The 16,939-nt window shown below is 55.5% G+C and carries 17 protein-coding genes; 9 read left to right on the plus strand and 8 right to left on the minus strand.

Annotation, left to right across the window (positions count from 1 at the left end; translation table 11 throughout):
• The 6 genes from ftsA to mutT all read left to right on the plus strand — a co-directional run bounded on the left by ftsA (position 1) and on the right by mutT (position 7,460).
• Positions 1-1,257 (plus strand): cell division protein FtsA, encoded by a 1,257-nt coding sequence (ftsA, locus tag ACF8PE_RS18130; protein WP_032616543.1) that lies wholly within the window; start codon positions 1-3, stop codon positions 1,255-1,257.
• 63 nt (positions 1,258-1,320) lie between these two features.
• Positions 1,321-2,472, plus strand: a complete 1,152-nt coding sequence (gene ftsZ, locus ACF8PE_RS18135) for a cell division protein FtsZ (protein ID WP_032616544.1) — start codon at positions 1,321-1,323, stop codon at positions 2,470-2,472.
• A 101-nt stretch (positions 2,473-2,573) separates the two neighbouring features.
• Positions 2,574-3,491 (plus strand): UDP-3-O-acyl-N-acetylglucosamine deacetylase, encoded by a 918-nt coding sequence (gene lpxC, locus ACF8PE_RS18140; protein WP_032616545.1) that lies wholly within the window; start codon positions 2,574-2,576, stop codon positions 3,489-3,491.
• A gap of 250 nt (positions 3,492-3,741) precedes the next feature.
• A complete protein-coding gene (secM, locus tag ACF8PE_RS18145) occupies positions 3,742-4,245 on the plus strand; it encodes a secA translation cis-regulator SecM (RefSeq protein ID WP_072250876.1) in 504 nt (167 codons plus the stop codon).
• 59 nt (positions 4,246-4,304) lie between these two features.
• Positions 4,305-7,010, plus strand: coding sequence for a preprotein translocase subunit SecA (gene secA / locus ACF8PE_RS18150; protein WP_032616546.1), 2,706 nt, complete (start codon positions 4,305-4,307; stop codon positions 7,008-7,010).
• A 57-nt stretch (positions 7,011-7,067) separates the two neighbouring features.
• Positions 7,068-7,460 carry an 8-oxo-dGTP diphosphatase MutT gene (gene mutT / locus ACF8PE_RS18155; RefSeq protein ID WP_032616547.1) on the plus strand — a complete coding sequence of 131 codons (393 nt, stop codon included), beginning with the start codon at positions 7,068-7,070 and terminating at the stop codon, positions 7,458-7,460.
• Between the two features lie 33 nt (positions 7,461-7,493).
• On the opposite strand, the gene yacG is transcribed toward mutT, so the two are convergent.
• From yacG to coaE, 3 genes are read right to left on the minus strand one after another with little or no spacing between them, the layout of a single operon-like run.
• Positions 7,494-7,688, minus strand: a complete 195-nt coding sequence (gene yacG / locus ACF8PE_RS18160) for a DNA gyrase inhibitor YacG (RefSeq protein ID WP_032616548.1) — start codon at positions 7,686-7,688, stop codon at positions 7,494-7,496.
• Positions 7,689-7,697: 9 nt separating this feature from the next.
• On the minus strand, positions 7,698-8,441 hold the full coding sequence (zapD, locus tag ACF8PE_RS18165) for a cell division protein ZapD (RefSeq protein ID WP_077227162.1): 744 nt from the start codon (positions 8,439-8,441) through the stop codon (positions 7,698-7,700).
• The gene (gene coaE / locus ACF8PE_RS18170; protein ID WP_032616551.1) at positions 8,441-9,052 is read right to left on the minus strand and encodes a dephospho-CoA kinase; all 612 of its coding nucleotides are present in this window, start codon (positions 9,050-9,052) and stop codon (positions 8,441-8,443) included. The genes zapD and coaE overlap by 1 nt, the downstream gene beginning before the upstream one ends.
• 235 nt (positions 9,053-9,287) lie before the next feature.
• Here coaE and ACF8PE_RS18175 point away from each other — a divergent pair, with 235 nt between their 5' ends.
• A complete protein-coding gene (locus ACF8PE_RS18175) occupies positions 9,288-10,331 on the plus strand; it encodes a GMP reductase (protein WP_032616552.1) in 1,044 nt (347 codons plus the stop codon).
• A gap of 31 nt (positions 10,332-10,362) precedes the next feature.
• Here the strand turns inward: ACF8PE_RS18175 and hofC are convergent, their stop codons facing one another.
• The 4 genes from hofC to nadC form a co-directional block, all read right to left on the minus strand.
• Positions 10,363-11,559 (minus strand): protein transport protein HofC, encoded by a 1,197-nt coding sequence (gene hofC / locus ACF8PE_RS18180; RefSeq protein ID WP_032616553.1) that lies wholly within the window; start codon positions 11,557-11,559, stop codon positions 10,363-10,365.
• Positions 11,549-12,934, minus strand: coding sequence for a type II secretion system protein GspE (gene gspE, locus ACF8PE_RS18185; RefSeq protein WP_032616554.1), 1,386 nt, complete (start codon positions 12,932-12,934; stop codon positions 11,549-11,551). The genes hofC and gspE overlap by 11 nt, the downstream gene beginning before the upstream one ends.
• Positions 12,931-13,383, minus strand: a complete 453-nt coding sequence (gene ppdD / locus ACF8PE_RS18190) for a prepilin peptidase-dependent pilin (RefSeq protein WP_032616555.1) — start codon at positions 13,381-13,383, stop codon at positions 12,931-12,933. The genes gspE and ppdD overlap by 4 nt, the downstream gene beginning before the upstream one ends.
• Positions 13,384-13,567: 184 nt before the next feature.
• Positions 13,568-14,461 carry a carboxylating nicotinate-nucleotide diphosphorylase gene (nadC, locus tag ACF8PE_RS18195; protein ID WP_059308719.1) on the minus strand — a complete coding sequence of 298 codons (894 nt, stop codon included), beginning with the start codon at positions 14,459-14,461 and terminating at the stop codon, positions 13,568-13,570.
• A gap of 87 nt (positions 14,462-14,548) precedes the next feature.
• On the opposite strand from nadC, the gene ampD reads away from it, so the two are divergent.
• A complete protein-coding gene (ampD, locus tag ACF8PE_RS18200) occupies positions 14,549-15,112 on the plus strand; it encodes a 1,6-anhydro-N-acetylmuramyl-L-alanine amidase AmpD (RefSeq protein WP_032616557.1) in 564 nt (187 codons plus the stop codon).
• Positions 15,109-15,963: a beta-lactamase regulator AmpE gene (gene ampE, locus ACF8PE_RS18205; protein ID WP_032616558.1), complete on the plus strand. Its 855-nt coding sequence runs from the start codon at positions 15,109-15,111 to the stop codon at positions 15,961-15,963. Before ampD ends, ampE begins: the two co-directional genes overlap by 4 nt.
• 18 nt (positions 15,964-15,981) lie before the next feature.
• Here the strand turns inward: ampE and ACF8PE_RS18210 are convergent, their stop codons facing one another.
• Positions 15,982-16,932: a family 43 glycosylhydrolase gene (locus tag ACF8PE_RS18210; RefSeq protein WP_144838927.1), complete on the minus strand. Its 951-nt coding sequence runs from the start codon at positions 16,930-16,932 to the stop codon at positions 15,982-15,984.
• Positions 16,933-16,939 lie beyond the last annotated feature (7 nt).

The raw sequence follows: 16,939 nt of genomic DNA on the forward strand, positions 1-16,939 counted from the left end.
ATGATCAAGGCGACGGACAGAAAACTGGTAGTAGGACTGGAGATTGGCACTGCGAAGGTTGCCGCTTTAGTAGGGGAAGTTCTGCCCGACGGTATGGTCAATATCATTGGTGTGGGCAGTTGCCCGTCTCGTGGTATGGATAAAGGTGGGGTAAACGACCTTGAGTCGGTGGTGAAATGCGTACAGCGCGCCATCGATCAGGCCGAACTGATGGCAGATTGCCAGATTTCCTCCGTGTATCTGGCGCTTTCTGGCAAGCATATCAGCTGCCAGAACGAGATTGGCATGGTGCCGATCTCAGAAGAAGAAGTCTCGCAGGAAGACGTCGAAAACGTAGTGCATACTGCGAAATCTGTGCGTGTTCGCGATGAACATCGCGTCCTGCATGTGATCCCGCAGGAGTATGCGATTGACTACCAGGAAGGTATTAAAAATCCGGTAGGCCTTTCCGGCGTGCGTATGCAGGCAAAAGTGCACTTGATCACATGTCACAACGATATGGCGAAGAACATCGTCAAAGCCGTTGAACGTTGTGGTCTTAAAGTTGACCAACTGATTTTCGCCGGTCTTGCGGCAAGTTATTCCGTATTGACTGAAGACGAACGTGAGCTGGGCGTCTGTGTCGTGGATATCGGTGGTGGTACGATGGACATGGCCGTCTATACCGGCGGGGCGCTGCGCCACACGAAAGTTATCCCTTATGCGGGGAACGTGGTGACCAGCGATATCGCCTATGCCTTTGGCACGCCACCGAGCGATGCAGAGGCGATTAAAGTGCGCCACGGTTGTGCACTTGGCTCCATTGTGGGCAAAGATGAGAGCGTTGAAGTGCCGAGCGTGGGTGGACGTCCACCGCGCAGCCTACAGCGCCAGACGTTAGCCGAGGTCATTGAGCCGCGTTATACCGAGCTACTCAACCTGGTCAACGAAGAGATTTTGCAGTTACAGGAACAGCTTCGCCAGCAGGGTGTCAAACACCATCTTGCGGCGGGGATTGTATTAACCGGCGGTGCGGCGCAAATTGAGGGTCTTGCGGCCTGTGCTCAGCGCGTGTTCCATACGCAGGTGCGCATCGGCGCACCGCTGAACATCACCGGTTTAACGGATTATGCTCAGGAGCCGTATTACTCAACGGCAGTGGGCTTGCTTCATTACGGGAAAGAGACACATCTCAGTGGCGAAGCAGAAGTAGAAAAACGCGCGTCGGTAGGTTCGTGGTTTAAACGAATCAATACCTGGCTGCGAAAAGAATTTTAATTTTAGTAAGAGACCGGCGAGAATTAACGGTTTCGGGCGACAGGCACAAAACGGAGAGAAACTATGTTTGAACCTATGGAACTGACCAACGACGCGGTGATTAAAGTCATCGGCGTCGGTGGCGGCGGCGGTAATGCTGTAGAGCATATGGTGCGCGAGCGCATCGAAGGTGTAGAGTTCTTCGCGGTGAACACCGATGCGCAGGCACTGCGTAAAACGGCTGTTGGCCAGACGATCCAAATCGGTGGCGGCATCACCAAAGGGCTGGGCGCTGGGGCAAACCCGGAAGTTGGCCGCAATGCTGCAGAAGAAGATCGTGAAGCCCTGCGTGCTGCGCTTGATGGTGCAGACATGGTGTTTATCGCCGCGGGCATGGGCGGCGGTACCGGAACCGGTGCTGCGCCAGTAGTTGCTGAAGTTGCTAAAGATTTAGGTATCCTGACGGTTGCCGTCGTGACTAAGCCTTTCAATTTTGAAGGCAAGAAGCGTATGGCGTTTGCCGAGCAGGGTATCACCGAGCTGTCCAAACACGTGGACTCGCTGATCACTATTCCGAACGACAAACTGCTGAAAGTGCTGGGCCGTGGCATCTCTCTGCTGGACGCCTTTGGCGCTGCGAACGATGTACTGAAAGGTGCAGTGCAGGGTATCGCCGAGCTGATCACCCGTCCGGGCCTGATGAACGTCGACTTTGCTGACGTGCGCACCGTGATGTCCGAGATGGGCTACGCGATGATGGGCTCTGGCGTGGCGAAAGGTGAAGACCGTGCAGAAGAAGCCGCTGAAATGGCGATCTCTTCTCCGCTGCTGGAAGATATCGATCTGTCTGGTGCGCGCGGCGTGCTGGTCAACATCACTGCGGGCTTCGACCTGCGTCTGGATGAGTTCGAAACCGTGGGTAACACCATCCGTGCGTTCGCCTCTGACAACGCCACTGTGGTAATCGGTACGTCCCTTGATCCAGAGATGAACGATGAGCTGCGCGTAACTGTTGTTGCTACCGGTATCGGCATGGACAAACGTCCTGAGATCACCCTGGTGACGAACAAAACTGCTCAGCAGCCTGTTATGGATCGCTACCAGCCGCACGGCATGGCGCCGTTGACGCAAGAGCAAAAACCGGCCGCGAAAGTGGTTAATGACAACACAACACAGACCCAGAAAGAGCCAGATTATCTGGATATCCCTGCGTTCCTGCGTAAGCAAGCTGATTAAGAATTAGCTGGAATTAGGGAATTTACGCTCTTTGTGCTAAACTGGCCGCCCGATAGTGATATACACTCTCGGTTGGATAAGTAACTTGGCGAGATTATACGATGATCAAACAAAGGACATTAAAACGTATCGTTCAGGCGACAGGTGTCGGTTTACATACCGGCAAGAAAGTCACACTGACGTTGCGCCCTGCGCCGGCCAATACCGGGGTCATCTATCGTCGCACCGACTTGAATCCACCGGTAGATTTCCCGGCTGATGCCAAATCTGTGCGTGATACCATGCTCTGTACTTGCCTGGTGAACGAGCATGACGTGCGGATCTCTACCGTAGAGCACCTGAATGCCGCCCTGGCGGGTCTGGGTATTGACAACATTGTTATTGAAGTCGATGCGCCAGAAATCCCAATCATGGATGGCAGCGCTGCACCGTTCGTTTATCTGTTGCTGGATGCCGGCATTGAAGAACTGAACTGTGCGAAGAAATTTGTGCGTATCAAAGAGACCGTTCGTGTCCAGGATGGCGACAAATGGGCTGAATTCAAGCCGTTTAATGGTTTTTCGTTGGATTTCACCATCGACTTCAACCATCCGGCGATTGATTCCAGCACCCAGCGCTATGCGATGAACTTCTCTGCTGATGCGTTTATGCGTCAGATTAGTCGTGCGCGTACTTTTGGTTTCATGCGTGATATCGAATATCTGCAGTCCCGCGGCCTGTGCCTGGGCGGCAGCTTCGATTGTGCCATCGTTGTTGACGATTATCGCGTACTGAACGAAGACGGCCTGCGTTTTGAAGATGAATTCGTTCGTCACAAAATGCTGGATGCGATCGGCGACCTGTTCATGTGTGGTCATAATATCATTGGTGCATTTACCGCGTATAAATCCGGTCATGCGCTGAACAACAAACTGTTGCAGGCTGTTCTGGCAAAACAGGAAGCCTGGGAATATGTGACCTTCGAAGACGAAGCTGAACTGCCACTGGCATTCAAAGCACCGAGCACAGTTCTGGCGTAACGGTAGATCCCGTTATTTAAATTCGACTGGTTGACCTGGCACTCTCTCCGGCCAGCAAGACCAGTCGTTTTTGTTTTTATCCTTCCCGAATTGCCGTAGTCAATGGCGCGTTTGCTGATTTCATCACCATTTTTAACCTCCCCGGTGCCTCATTACTGCTGCTGCGCCGTCGCATTGGTGGTAATATCTGGACGCTAAATAGAAAATTCTTACGGTGAGCCTGAAGGCTTACTTACTTTTGGTGGGGCAATTGAGCGGAATTCTGACGCGCTGGCGACAATTTGGCAGACGTTACTTCTGGCCGCATCTCCTTTTGGGGATGGTCGCGGCGAGCCTTGGCCTGCCCGCGCTCAGCAGCAACGCCGAAGCAGCTAACCCCGCGAAGACCGCCACCTCTCCACAAGACCTGAACACGCGGGTTAACTTCACTAACCTTGCCCTGCTGGAAGCGAATCGCCGACCGAATTACACCGTGGATTATTGGCATCAGCATGCTATCCGCACCGTTATTCGTCACCTTTCATTCGCCATGGCACCGCAGGCGTTGCCTGCTGTTGAAGAGTCCCTACCGGTTCAGGCGCACCATCTGGCGCTGCTGGATACGCTCAACACGCTGCTTACCCAACAGAGCGAGCCGCCGGTCATTGTTCGTCAGGTCGCGCTTACTGCATTCTATCCCCCATCCGCTTTCTCCGTGTCGGCCTGGATTAGCCAGGTACAGGGCATCCGCGCCGGACCTCAACGCTTCAGCTAAATTAACGCTTTTTAATACCTTAATTTAACTGCCCATGATGGGGCGTTTGAGAATTTATTATGTTAATCAAATTACTAACAAAAGTTTTCGGTAGCCGTAACGATCGTACTTTGCGCCGTATGCGCAAAGCTGTCAGCATCATCAATGGCCTTGAGCCAGCGATGGAAAAACTCTCTGATGAAGAGCTGAAAGGCAAAACTGTAGAGTTCCGCGCCCGTCTTGAAAAAGGCGAAACCGTTGAAAGTCTGATCCCGGAAGCCTTCGCCGTGGTTCGCGAAGCGAGTAAGCGCGTATTTGGCATGCGTCACTTTGACGTGCAGCTGCTGGGCGGTATGGTGCTGAACGACCGTTGCATCGCTGAGATGCGTACCGGTGAAGGTAAAACCCTGACTGCGACCCTGCCTGCTTACCTTAATGCCTTATCCGGTAAAGGCGTACACGTCGTAACCGTCAACGACTATCTGGCGCAGCGTGACGCCGAAAACAACCGTCCACTGTTCGAGTTCCTGGGCCTGACCGTGGGCATCAACATGTCCGGTCTGCCTGCTCCGGCCAAGCGTGAAGCCTATAACGCGGACATCACATACGGCACCAACAACGAATACGGTTTTGACTACCTGCGCGATAACATGGCGTTCAGCCCGGAAGAGCGCGTTCAGCGTAAACTGCACTATGCGCTGGTGGATGAGGTTGACTCCATTCTGATCGATGAAGCCCGTACGCCGCTGATCATCTCCGGCCCTGCCGAAGACAGCTCCGAAATGTATCGCAAAGTCGACAAAATCATTCCTCACCTGATCCGTCAGGAAAAAGAGGACTCCGACAGCTTCCAGGGCGAAGGCCACTTCTCCGTGGACGAAAAAGCCCGTCAGGTGAACCTGACCGAACGTGGTCTGGTCCAGATCGAAGAACTGCTGGTTGCGCAGGGCATTATGGATGAAGGCGAGTCACTCTACTCTCCGGGCAACATTATGCTGATGCACCACGTGACGGCGGCGCTGCGCGCGCACGTACTGTTTACCCGTGACGTTGACTATATCGTTAAAGATGGCGAAGTTATCATCGTCGATGAGCACACCGGTCGTACCATGCAGGGGCGTCGCTGGTCCGATGGTCTGCATCAGGCGGTGGAAGCTAAAGAAGGCGTGGATATCCAGAACGAGAACCAGACCCTGGCATCCATTACCTTCCAGAACTACTTCCGTCTGTATGAGAAACTGGCAGGGATGACCGGTACGGCGGATACCGAAGCCTTCGAATTCAGCTCAATCTACAAGCTGGATACCGTGGTGGTTCCAACCAACCGTCCGATGATCCGTAAAGATATGCCGGACCTGGTCTACATGACCGAAGCAGAAAAAATTCAGGCCATCATCGAAGATATTCGCGACCGTACCGCCGCGGGCCAGCCGGTTCTGGTGGGTACCATCTCCATTGAAAAATCCGAAGTGGTTTCCAATGAGCTGACGAAAGCGGGCATCAAGCACAACGTACTGAACGCCAAATTCCACGCCAAAGAAGCGGATATCGTTGCGCAGGCGGGCTATCCGGGGGCCGTAACAATCGCCACCAACATGGCGGGCCGTGGTACTGATATCATGCTGGGCGGTAGCTGGCAGGCAGAAGTAGCCGAACTGGAAAACCCAACCCCGGAACAGATCGCCCAGATCAAAGCCGACTGGCAGGTTCGTCACGATGCTGTACTGGCCGCGGGCGGTCTGCACATCATCGGTACCGAGCGTCATGAATCTCGCCGTATCGACAACCAGCTGCGTGGTCGTGCAGGTCGTCAGGGTGATGCCGGTTCATCCCGCTTCTACCTGTCGATGGAAGATGCGCTGATGCGTATTTTCGCCTCTGACCGTGTATCGGGCATGATGCGCAAATTGGGCATGAAGCCAGGCGAAGCAATCGAGCACCCGTGGGTGACCAAAGCCATCGCTAACGCCCAGCGTAAAGTGGAAAGCCGTAACTTTGATATTCGTAAGCAGCTGCTTGAGTATGATGACGTAGCCAACGACCAGCGTCGCGCGATTTACACCCAGCGTAACGAGCTGCTGGACGTGTCCGACGTGAGCGAAACCATCAACAGCATCCGTGAAGACGTCTTTAAAGCCACTATCGATGGACACATTCCTCCGCAATCGCTGGAAGAGATGTGGGATATCGAAGGCCTGCAGGCACGCCTGAAGAACGATTTCGACCTGGATCTGCCTATCCAGGAATGGCTGGATAAAGAGCCTGAGCTGCACGAAGAGACCCTGCGCGAGCGTATTTTTGCTAATGCCATTGAAGTCTATAAGCGCAAAGAAGAAGTGGTCGGCGCTGAGATGATGCGTCACTTCGAGAAAGGCGTCATGCTGCAAACGCTGGACTCCCTGTGGAAAGAGCACCTGGCGGCGATGGACTACCTGCGTCAGGGTATCCACCTGCGTGGCTATGCGCAGAAAGATCCGAAGCAGGAGTACAAACGCGAATCCTTTGCGATGTTTGCTTCAATGCTTGAATCCCTGAAATACGAAGTGATCAGCACCCTGAGCAAGGTGCAGGTACGCATGCCGGAAGAAGTTGAAGAGATGGAGCAGCAGCGTCGCGAAGAGGCTGAACGTCTGGCCCAGATGCAGCAGCTTAGCCATCAGGACGACGAAGAAGCCGCCGCTGCCGCGATTGCCGCGCAGGCCGGTGAGCGTAAGGTAGGTCGTAACGATCCGTGCCCATGTGGTTCCGGTAAAAAATACAAACAGTGCCATGGCCGTCTGAGCTAAGCATTAAACCAACTGAAAAGGCGCAGATATCTGCGCCTTTTTTATGGAATCAGGACAATGAAAACACTGCAAATCGCTGTCGGGATCATTCGCAACTCCGATAACCAGATCTTTATTACCCAACGTGCGGCGGATGCGCACATGGCAAATAAGTGGGAATTTCCGGGCGGGAAGATCGAGGCTGGCGAAACGCCGGAACAAGCGTTGATCCGCGAGTTACAGGAAGAGGTGGGGATCACCCCGCTCGGTGCGACCCTGTTCGATAAACTGGAATACCAGTTCCCCGATCGCCACATTACCTTATGGTTCTGGCTGGTGGAAAACTGGGAAGGGGAGCCATGGGGCAAAGAGGGACAGCCGGGGAGTTGGGTTACGCTTCAGGCGAGTGATGCTGATAAATTCCCACCGGCAAACGAACCTGTTATTACCCGCTTGGTGGGGAAGTTGTAGCCTGCTAAGCGAAGCGCCAGCAGGCTTTTACAGTTACTGCTGGTTTTCGCTCCAGTCATCGCTGTCAGAGAGATCGCCATCGCTCGGAATGCGTTTCTCTTCCGCAGCCCACTCACCAAGATCGATCAGCTGGCAACGTTTGCAGCAAAAAGGACGAAAAGGACTCTGCTCGCCCCAGATAACGGGCTTCCCACAGGTGGGGCAGTTTACGGTGGTAACATCAGACATCATGGCTCCTTAACAACACGCCAGCTCAAAGTCGAGACGTTCCGGCACCAGACCATGTTCACTGTCGAGCGGCATGAAACGAATCGCAAAGCGGCTCTTGTGACCTGAAATTTGTGGGTAAAGCTGATCGGCAAGGGCCAGCTGCAGGCGCAGCAGATCGGCATCCTCACCGTTATCCTGATAAAAACCGTTCAGGCTGGTTTGCTTACGGAACGGCGCGGAGTTGCGGATCAAATCAAGGATCAGCGACAGCGCCTGGTTCAGCGGCTCAAGGCTGCCGAGCCAGCTTTGTACCTGAACATCGCGCTGCTCCTGCGGCATGTGCAGCCAGATATGCAGGGTCGGTAAATCGAAACTACAGCAGCCGCCAGGAATGCTCAGTCGCTGGCGAACCAGCGCCACCAGACGATCTTCCCGCAGAAACTGGCCGATACGTGGCGCCGCCATCAATACTGTGCTGTTGTGTTTCAACTGCTGACGCAGGCTGTCGATACGGCTGTTATCCACGCCAGGCACTTCGGCCCAGGCCTGTAATTTACGCTGCTGACGCTCCAGCTCTTTCAGTAATTCTGTGCGAACTTCACCACGCTCTAACACATCCAGCAGGTCGCTGACGTTACGGAAAAAATGCAGCGCCGTGGTGTGATCCTGTATCGGAAGAAGGCTTGAAAGCTGCTGGATTAAAAACTCGATGCGCAGCCAGGTACGCATTTTTTCATTGAGGGGATGCTCAAACAGAACGTGGGTGTGCATTATGCTTTTTCCTGTGAAACGGCCTGCGCCAGGTAGTACTGATGCAGGCGGGCAACATCGGAGCTGATGGCATCCGGTGCGCCGTTATTATCAATAACATCATCCGCGACGGCAAGGCGTGCTTCACGCGTGGCCTGCGCGGCAAGAATTTGTTCGGCATGTTCGCGCGCAACATTATCGCGGGCGATGGTGCGCTGAATTTGTGTTGTCGGAGAGACGTCCACGACAAGCACCCGATCAGCTTTTTCGTGGAGCTTATTTTCCACCAGAAGCGGTACAACCCAGAGGACATAAGGTGAGGTTGCCTGCGACATCTGCCTCTGCGTCTCCTGCTGGATCAGCGGATGAAGCAGGGCATTTAGCCAGGCTTTTTCTTCAGGATGCGAGAAAATGCGTTCACGCAGCATCCGGCGGTTCAGGGTGCCATCGGGTGCGATCATATCGTGGCCGAAATGTTCTGCGATGGCGTACAGTGCAGGTGTACCTGGCTCTACCACCTGGCGGGCAATGATGTCGGCATCAATAATCGTGACACCCAGACGAGAGAAGGCGTCGGCCACAGTGCTTTTGCCACTGCCAATGCCTCCCGTTAATGCAACGATGTACCCCATTAATTAAAATCCTGGGAAATATTCATTATTGATATCAATTGCTTAACATTTAATCTTTTAACAGCAATGGTTAAGCTCTGCTTACGGACTTTTTACCAGGTAAATTTATAGGATTGTAGCGTAAAAAAAGTGATTTTCGCAGTCTTGCGCAACAGGTATTAGTGCGTATGATAGCGTCACTGGAGTTGTGTGTTTCGTTTTTCGACATTTACCCCAGTACCCCAGGAATCCGCAAATGCGTATCGAAGAAGATCTGAAGTTAGGTTTCAAAGACGTTCTTATCCGCCCTAAACGTTCTACTCTGAAAAGTCGCTCCGACGTTGAACTCGAACGTCAATTCACCTTTAAGCATTCCGGTCAGACCTGGTCTGGCGTGCCTGTTATCGCCGCCAATATGGATACGGTTGGGACGTTCGCGATGGCGAAAGCACTGGCTTCCTTCGACATCCTCACCGCCGTGCATAAGCACTACAGCGTTGAAGAGTGGAATGCGTTTGCAGGCTCCGTATCTGAAACTGTTCTCAAGCACGTAATGGTTTCTACCGGCACCTCCGATGCCGATTTCGAAAAAACGAAACAGATCCTTATTGCCAACCCGAACCTGAACTTCATCTGTATTGATGTCGCGAATGGTTATTCGGAACATTTCGTGCAGTTCGTCAGCAAAGCGCGCCAGGCCTGGCCGACCAAAACCATTATTGCAGGTAACGTGGTTACCGGTGAAATGTGTGAAGAGCTGATCCTGTCTGGTGCCGATATCGTGAAAGTGGGCATTGGCCCGGGTTCCGTCTGCACCACCCGAGTAAAAACCGGTGTTGGCTATCCGCAGCTCTCTGCGGTGATCGAGTGTGCTGATGCAGCCCACGGCCTGGGCGGCCAGATCATCAGCGACGGCGGTTGCACCATGCCGGGTGACGTGGCGAAAGCCTTTGGCGGCGGCGCAGACTTCGTGATGCTGGGCGGTATGCTGGCAGGTCATGAAGAGAGCGGCGGTACCGTTGTTGACGAAAACGGTGAAAAATTCATGCTGTTCTATGGCATGAGTTCTGAATCCGCGATGAACCGTCACGTGGGCGGCGTTGCTCAGTATCGTGCGGCAGAAGGTAAAACCGTTAAGCTGCCACTTCGCGGCCCGGTTGAGAACACCGCGCGTGATATCCTGGGTGGCCTGCGTTCAGCCTGTACCTACGTGGGTGCATCCCGACTGAAAGAGCTGACCAAGCGCACCACCTTTATCCGCGTTCAGGAACAGGAAAACCGCGTTTTCAATAGCCTGTAATGCTCGCTCGCTGGCGCGGTTCGCGCCAGCGTTATCCCGCCCCCATCGCATCCCCCAGATGAAAAATCGGCAGGTACATCGCGACCACCAGCGTGCCGATAATTAACCCCGTCATAATTAACAGCAGCGGCTCCAGTAATGAGGCAAGATTATCCGCTTGCTGAAACGTTTGCTCATTATGATGCTGCGCCAGATTAGCCAGCATGGTATCCAGCGCGCCCGATGCTTCGCCGGTGCGAACGAGTTGAATGCAGAGCGGCGTAAAGATCGCCGCTTCATTCAGGGCAGACCAGATGGGCGCCCCCTGCATGATGTGCTGGCGTATCGCCTGTAATTTCTCCTGCCAGAAGGGGCATGTCAGCGTCTCTTCTGTACTTTCCAGCCCCTGAATAAAGGCGATGCCTGCCTGCTGCGTAAGCGACAGAACGGTAAAGATCTGGCTGAGCTTTTGCCCGCGCACGAGCGCCCCAACCACCGGGCTGCTCAGCAGCAGACGCTGCGTGGCGCGTTGCCATCGCCGGTTGCGGCGAACATACATCAGGCCACATGCCGCCACCACCAGACTTAGCAGCAACCCCGCGCCCCGCTCCTGCAGCATGGTTGCCAGCGCCATTACAGCGCGGGTCAGGGCCGGTAAGGGCGTGTTGAAGGTTTTGTAGATCGCGGCAAATTCCGGCAGTACCAGGGTCACCATCGCCAGTACCACGGCGAAGGCCAGGGCGAGGATAATCACCGGATAGCGCAGCGCCTTTTTTACCTTCGCGCTCAGCTGATGCTGTGTTTTTTGCTGTTGCGCCAGCTGACGACAACATTCATCGAGCTTGCCGGTCAGCTCCCCGGTTTTCATCATCGAAACATAGAGTGGAGGGAAGACATGCGGCCACTTTTTCAGGGCGTCTGAAAAGGCGCAACCCGCACTGAGATCGTCAGCCACGCTCTGCAGCAGGGCCTGCCACTGCCGGATGGGATGCTGCTGCGCCAGAAGCGCCAGACCTGCCGAAAGCGTTAAGCCCGCCTGCAGTAACGTCGCCAGCTGGTGGATCACCTCATAGCGATGCTGCGCCCGCCAGCGCGTCTGCTGCAGGCTGCGTTTGATTTCGAGAGGGAAGAGATCCCGGCCCAACAGGACGCTCCACGCCGTTTGTTTGTCGGCAGCCCAGAGCGCGCCAGTCTGTTGCTCTCCCTGCGGGTTAAGTGCCCGCCAGCGCCACAGTTGATTATCCGCCATCCGATTCGCCCAGCATCTGAACCAGCTCCCCGAGCGTGGTGTGACCTTGCTCTACCGCCATGCAGCCATGTTCAAACAGCGTGACCATGCCCGTCTGTCTGGCCAGCTTTTCGATCTCCTCCACTGGCGCTCCGCCGGCAATGGCGGCGCGCAGTTCCCGGGTGATCACCATCACTTCGAAAATTGCCACCCGACCATAAAATCCGTGATAGCAGCGGTCGCAGCCCACCGGCTGCCAGTGCGGCAAAGGCCGGGGCCATAGCGCCTGGGGCAAGGGCGTGTCCCGGTGCAACTCGGTACGGCAGTGTGGGCAGAGTCGGCGCACCAGCCGCTGGGCGATCACCAGAGACAGCGCCGACGAGATCATCCAGCGTGCCACGCCCATTTGTTGCAGGCGAACCAGCGTCTCAGCAGTCGAGTTGGTGTGCAACGTTGACAGCACCAGATGACCGGTCTGTGCAGCGTTGATGGCGATCTCCGCCGTTTCGCCATCGCGTATTTCGCCCACCATAATGATGTCGGGATCCTGGCGCAAAAATGCGCGCAGCACGCTCTGGAAGGTTAACCCTGCCCGGGGATTAATAGGCGTTTGATTCAACCCCTCCAGCGGGATTTCGACCGGATCTTCTACACTGCAGATATTCACTGCGGGCGTGTTCCGCGCCTGCAATGCGCTGTAGAGGGTAACGGTCTTGCCGCTGCCGGTGGGGCCGGTCACCAGAATCAGCCCCTGGGATTTGTGCAGTGTGCTGGCAAATAGCCGCTGCTGGGTTTCGCTCATGCCCAGTTGTTCGAGCCGCAGCGCCTGTTGCTCTTGCTGCAGAAGCCGCAAAACGATTTTTTCGCCGTTGCGGCAGGGGAGCGTGGCAATGCGAAACGAGACGGGGGATCCCGAAAGCTCGACCGTAAATTGCCCATCCTGAGGTAAGCGACGCTCGGCGATATCCAGATTGCCCAGCACCTTCAGTCTGGCGATAAGGGTTGTGCCAAGTTCGGCCGGGAGCGGCTGCTGCGGGTAGAGCACGCCGTCAATGCGCAACCGTATCTGCCAGCTTTCGTCGGCTGGCTCGATATGAATATCCGACGCCCGCTGGCTCAGAGCCTGCATCAGGGTCTGGTTAAGTATGTCGATGGCGGAACGCGTCGATGTAGTGACCACAGGCAAATGCGCTTCCGACATGGTCTGCTGGTGCTTTTCCATTCGCTCGGCGGTCCAGCATTCAATGTCAATTCGTTTCTGCGTCGCAAAACGTAATGCCTCCAGCAGTTCGGGCGATGGGTTGCCGACCACAGCAATGTTGATCCTGTCCTGGGCGCAGGTCAGCAGCAGGGCGTTATGACGCCGACAAAGGGCCGTTAAGCGTTCAGCATTCATTGCCCGCTCTCCTGTTCAGCCGTGAAGCGGAACACCTCTTCGCAGGCCTGCTTCAGTGCGCTGTCCTCGCCAACGGTGCACAGGCGCTTCCAGCCAGTGATGCCGTTGCCATTATCCCACTGCGGGGTCATCGTCACCTCCAGGCCGTTCAGGCTCTCCTGGCCAGTCAGGGTAATAACGCCTTTGTCGATGCTTATCCCGGAGACATAACGGCTGGTCGACGGGGAGGGAATACCGTTGACGCCCGCATTACAGCTCTCTGTCCCGCCATGATCGAGAGCGCAGAGTTCGACTGCGGTACGGTAGGGCATAAAGGTTTGCAGCATATCGGTGAGGGCGGCTTTTCGCAGGTAGTTCTGGTAAGCCGGAATGCCAATCGCGCTGAGGATAGCCACGATGCCGATGACCACCATTAACTCGATGAGGGTAAATCCTTTTTGTCTTTCCATGGGTCGCTCCTTATGTTGACGCACATTACTGTGGCAGCGGGGCAGACCAGGGGCGAGGGGCAAAAATCGATTCGTGAAGCAGCATTCAGCGGGATGTGCTGGTGTTACAAAACCATGCAGCAGGTTTGCGGGGCGGGTCGTAAATCGGGCGTACCCGGCCTGTGCAGGCCGGGCTTTTTGTCACTTAGCGAAAGCGCATCGACAGGTCGAGGGCGCGAATATGTTTGGTCAGCGCGCCAACGGAGATGAAATCGACGCCGGTTTCGGCAAATTCGCGCAAGGTTTCGTATGTCACGTTGCCGGAGACCTCAAGGCGGGCCTGGCCGTTGGTGCGCTTCACCGCTTCACGCATCTCTTCGGTTTTGAAGTTATCCAGCATGATGATGTCGGCACCCGCTTTCAGGGCATCGTCCAGCTCCTGCAGGTTTTCCACTTCCACTTCAACCGGCACATCCGGGTGCAGCCAGAAGGCTTTTTCCACGGCCTGGCGAACGGAGCCGGAGGCAATAATATGGTTTTCTTTTATCAGGAACGCATCAGATAAACCCAGACGGTGGTTTGCGCCGCCGCCGCACAGCACGGCATATTTCAGGGCGGTACGCAGGCCCGGCAGCGTTTTACGTGTATCCAGTAGCTGGGTATGAGTGCCTTCCAGCAGGTCGACATAGCGGCGAGCTTCGCTGGCGACACCGGAAAGCGTCTGGACAAAATTCAGCGCGGTGCGTTCACCGGTCAGCAGGACGCGTGATGCGCCTTCAAGTTCAAACAGCGGCTGATTCGCTTTAATGCTGTCGCCATCTTCAACATGCCACGTCACCTTAACGCCGTCACCGGCCAGCTGGGTAAAGACCTCTTCCACCCAACGTTTACCACAGAAAACCCCGTCTTCACGAGTGATCACAACCGCATGGGAACGGGCATCTTCCGCCAGCAGCTGGGCGGTTATGTCGTTGTCAGCATTGACGTCTCCACCCAGATCTTCGCGCAGCGCATTGGCAACGCTTACCGGAATATCAAGATTTATACGTTCCAGCAGTACGTTACGTCTGTGGTCGGGGTTGTAGCGGCGAGGCGGCATGTTAAAACTCCAAATTGGTAACGAATCATAAGATTGAAACATGCTACTCTGAACCGGGAATCAGCACCATATATAAGGAGATCCTGCATGCAGTTAGAACATGGCTGGCTGGCAGATGCCCGGCGTGTTCCGTCGCCACACCACGATTGCCGCCCGGAGGATGAGATCCCGTCGCTGCTGGTGGTGCATAACATCAGTCTGCCGCCAGGCGAGTTTGGCGGTCCGTGGATTGACGCGCTATTCACCGGGACAATCGATCCCGATGCTCACCCCTTTTTTGCGGAGATCGCTCACCTGCGCGTTTCTGCCCATTGTCTTATTCGTCGTGACGGCGAAATCGTCCAGTATGTTCCCTTTGATAAACGTGCCTGGCATGCGGGCGTTTCTCAGTATCAGGGGCGTGAACGGTGCAATGACTTTTCTATCGGCATCGAGCTGGAAGGGACTGATACACTGCCCTACACCGATGCGCAGTATCAACAACTGGCCGCGGTGACGCGCGCCCTTATCAAGCTCTACCCGGCTATTGCCCAGAACCGGACCGGACACAGCGATATTGCACCGCAGCGCAAGACCGACCCTGGCCCGGCCTTTGACTGGCAACGATTTAACACTATGCTTACCGCCCTGTCAGATAAGGAGATGACATGACGTTATTTACCATGCTGCTGGTGATGATTGCTGAGCGTTTGTTCAAGCTGGGCGAGCACTGGCATCTGGATCACCGGATGGAAGTGCTGTTTCGTCGCATCCGCCATTTTTCCATGATCCGTACTCTGCTGATGACCGCGGCGGTGATGGGCGTGGTGTTCCTGCTGTTGCGTTCGCTGTATGGTCTCTTCTTCAATGTGCCGCTGCTGGTGGTGTGGATCCTGCTCGGTGTGCTCTGTATTGGCGCGGGTAAGGTGCGTCTGCACTACCATGCCTATCTGAAGGCGGCAACCAACGATGATGCCCATGCCCGCGGCGCGATGGCCAGCGAGCTGACGCTGATCCACGGCGTCCCGCCGGAGTGCGACGAACGCGAGTTTTTACGCGAGCTGCAGAACGCGCTGTTGTGGATTAACTTCCGCTTCTATCTGGCGCCGTTGTTCTGGTTTGTCGTCGGCGGGGCGTGGGGGCCGGTGCTGATGATGGGTTATGCGTTTTTACGCGCCTGGCAGAGCTGGCTCGCACGTTATCTAACGCCGCACGAGCGGTTACAGTCCGGGATCGATGCCATTCTGCATGTGCTGGACTGGCTGCCGGTGCGACTGTTCGGGGTGGTTTATGCCCTGATCGGGCACGGCGAGAAAGCCCTGCCGGCATGGTTTGCCTCGCTGGGGGATCGCCATACCTCGCAGTACCTGGTGTTAACACGTCTGGCGCAGTTCTCGCTGGCGCGTGAACCGCATACTGATAAGATCGAAACGCCGAAAGCGGCCGTCTCAATGGCCAAGAAAACGTCGTTTGCGGTGGTGGTGATTGTGGCGCTGCTGACCATCTACGGCACGCTGATCTAAACCAGCGTGCCGCAGGGCTTACACTGTATCTGCTGACGGGATGCCAAAATCAGGCATCCCGTTTTCATTCCAGCGAACAAGCTTCAGGCGGGTGTGGCGGTTCGGATCGTACAGCGGATCGCCCTCGATTTCGGTGTAGTTACGCGCGTGGTAAACCAGCACGTCTTCACCCTCCGGCGTTTGGGTAAAGCTGTTGTGCCCCGGCCCGTACTGGCGGTTTTCATAGCTGGTGGTAAATACCGGCTGCGGTGATTTATGCCAGTTCGCCGGGTTCTGTGGGTCGGCATTAAGGTCGATCCACAGTAGCCCCATGCAGTAGTTTTCATCGGTGGCGCTGGCAGAGTAGCTGATAAACAACCGATCGCCGTGGAACAACACTGCCGGGCCTTCGTTGACCCAGAACCCGCGGCACTCCCAGTCATACTCCGGTTTGCTGAGCATCACCGGCTTGCCTTTTAACGTCCACGGGTTCTCCATTTCGCACAGGTACAGGTTCGAGTTACCGGTGATATCCGGGGCTTTTTGCGCCCACAGATACCAGCGTTTTCCCTGGTGAATAAAGGTGGTCGCATCCAGCGCAAAGGTGTCGAACGGGGTTTGGATCTGCCCTTTCTCAACCCAGGTGCCGGTGAGCGGGTCATTGTCTGAACACTCCAGCGCAAACATCCGGTGCTGGAACATCCCGAGTTTATCCAGCGCCTGGGTGTGCGTAGCGGCGAAATAGATGTACCACTTGCCGTCAATCCAGTGCAGCTCCGGTGCCCAGATCAGCTGACTCATCGGGCCGGTGTCGGGCTTGCGCCAGACTACCACTTCATTGGCGCTACGTAGCCCCTCCAGCGAATCGGCACGGCGGATCTCCAGCCGGTCGTACTCCGGCACCGAGGCAATAAAGTAGTATTGCCCTTCATGATGAAGAATATACGGGTCAGCGCGTTGTTCAATAAACGGGTTTGGCCAGGTTTGCATTCGGCTT

The sequence above is a fragment of the Leclercia sp. GLN_9 genome (genome assembly GCF_043105735.1).
GTDB classification, from domain to species: Bacteria; Pseudomonadota; Gammaproteobacteria; order Enterobacterales; family Enterobacteriaceae; genus Enterobacter; species Enterobacter adecarboxylatus.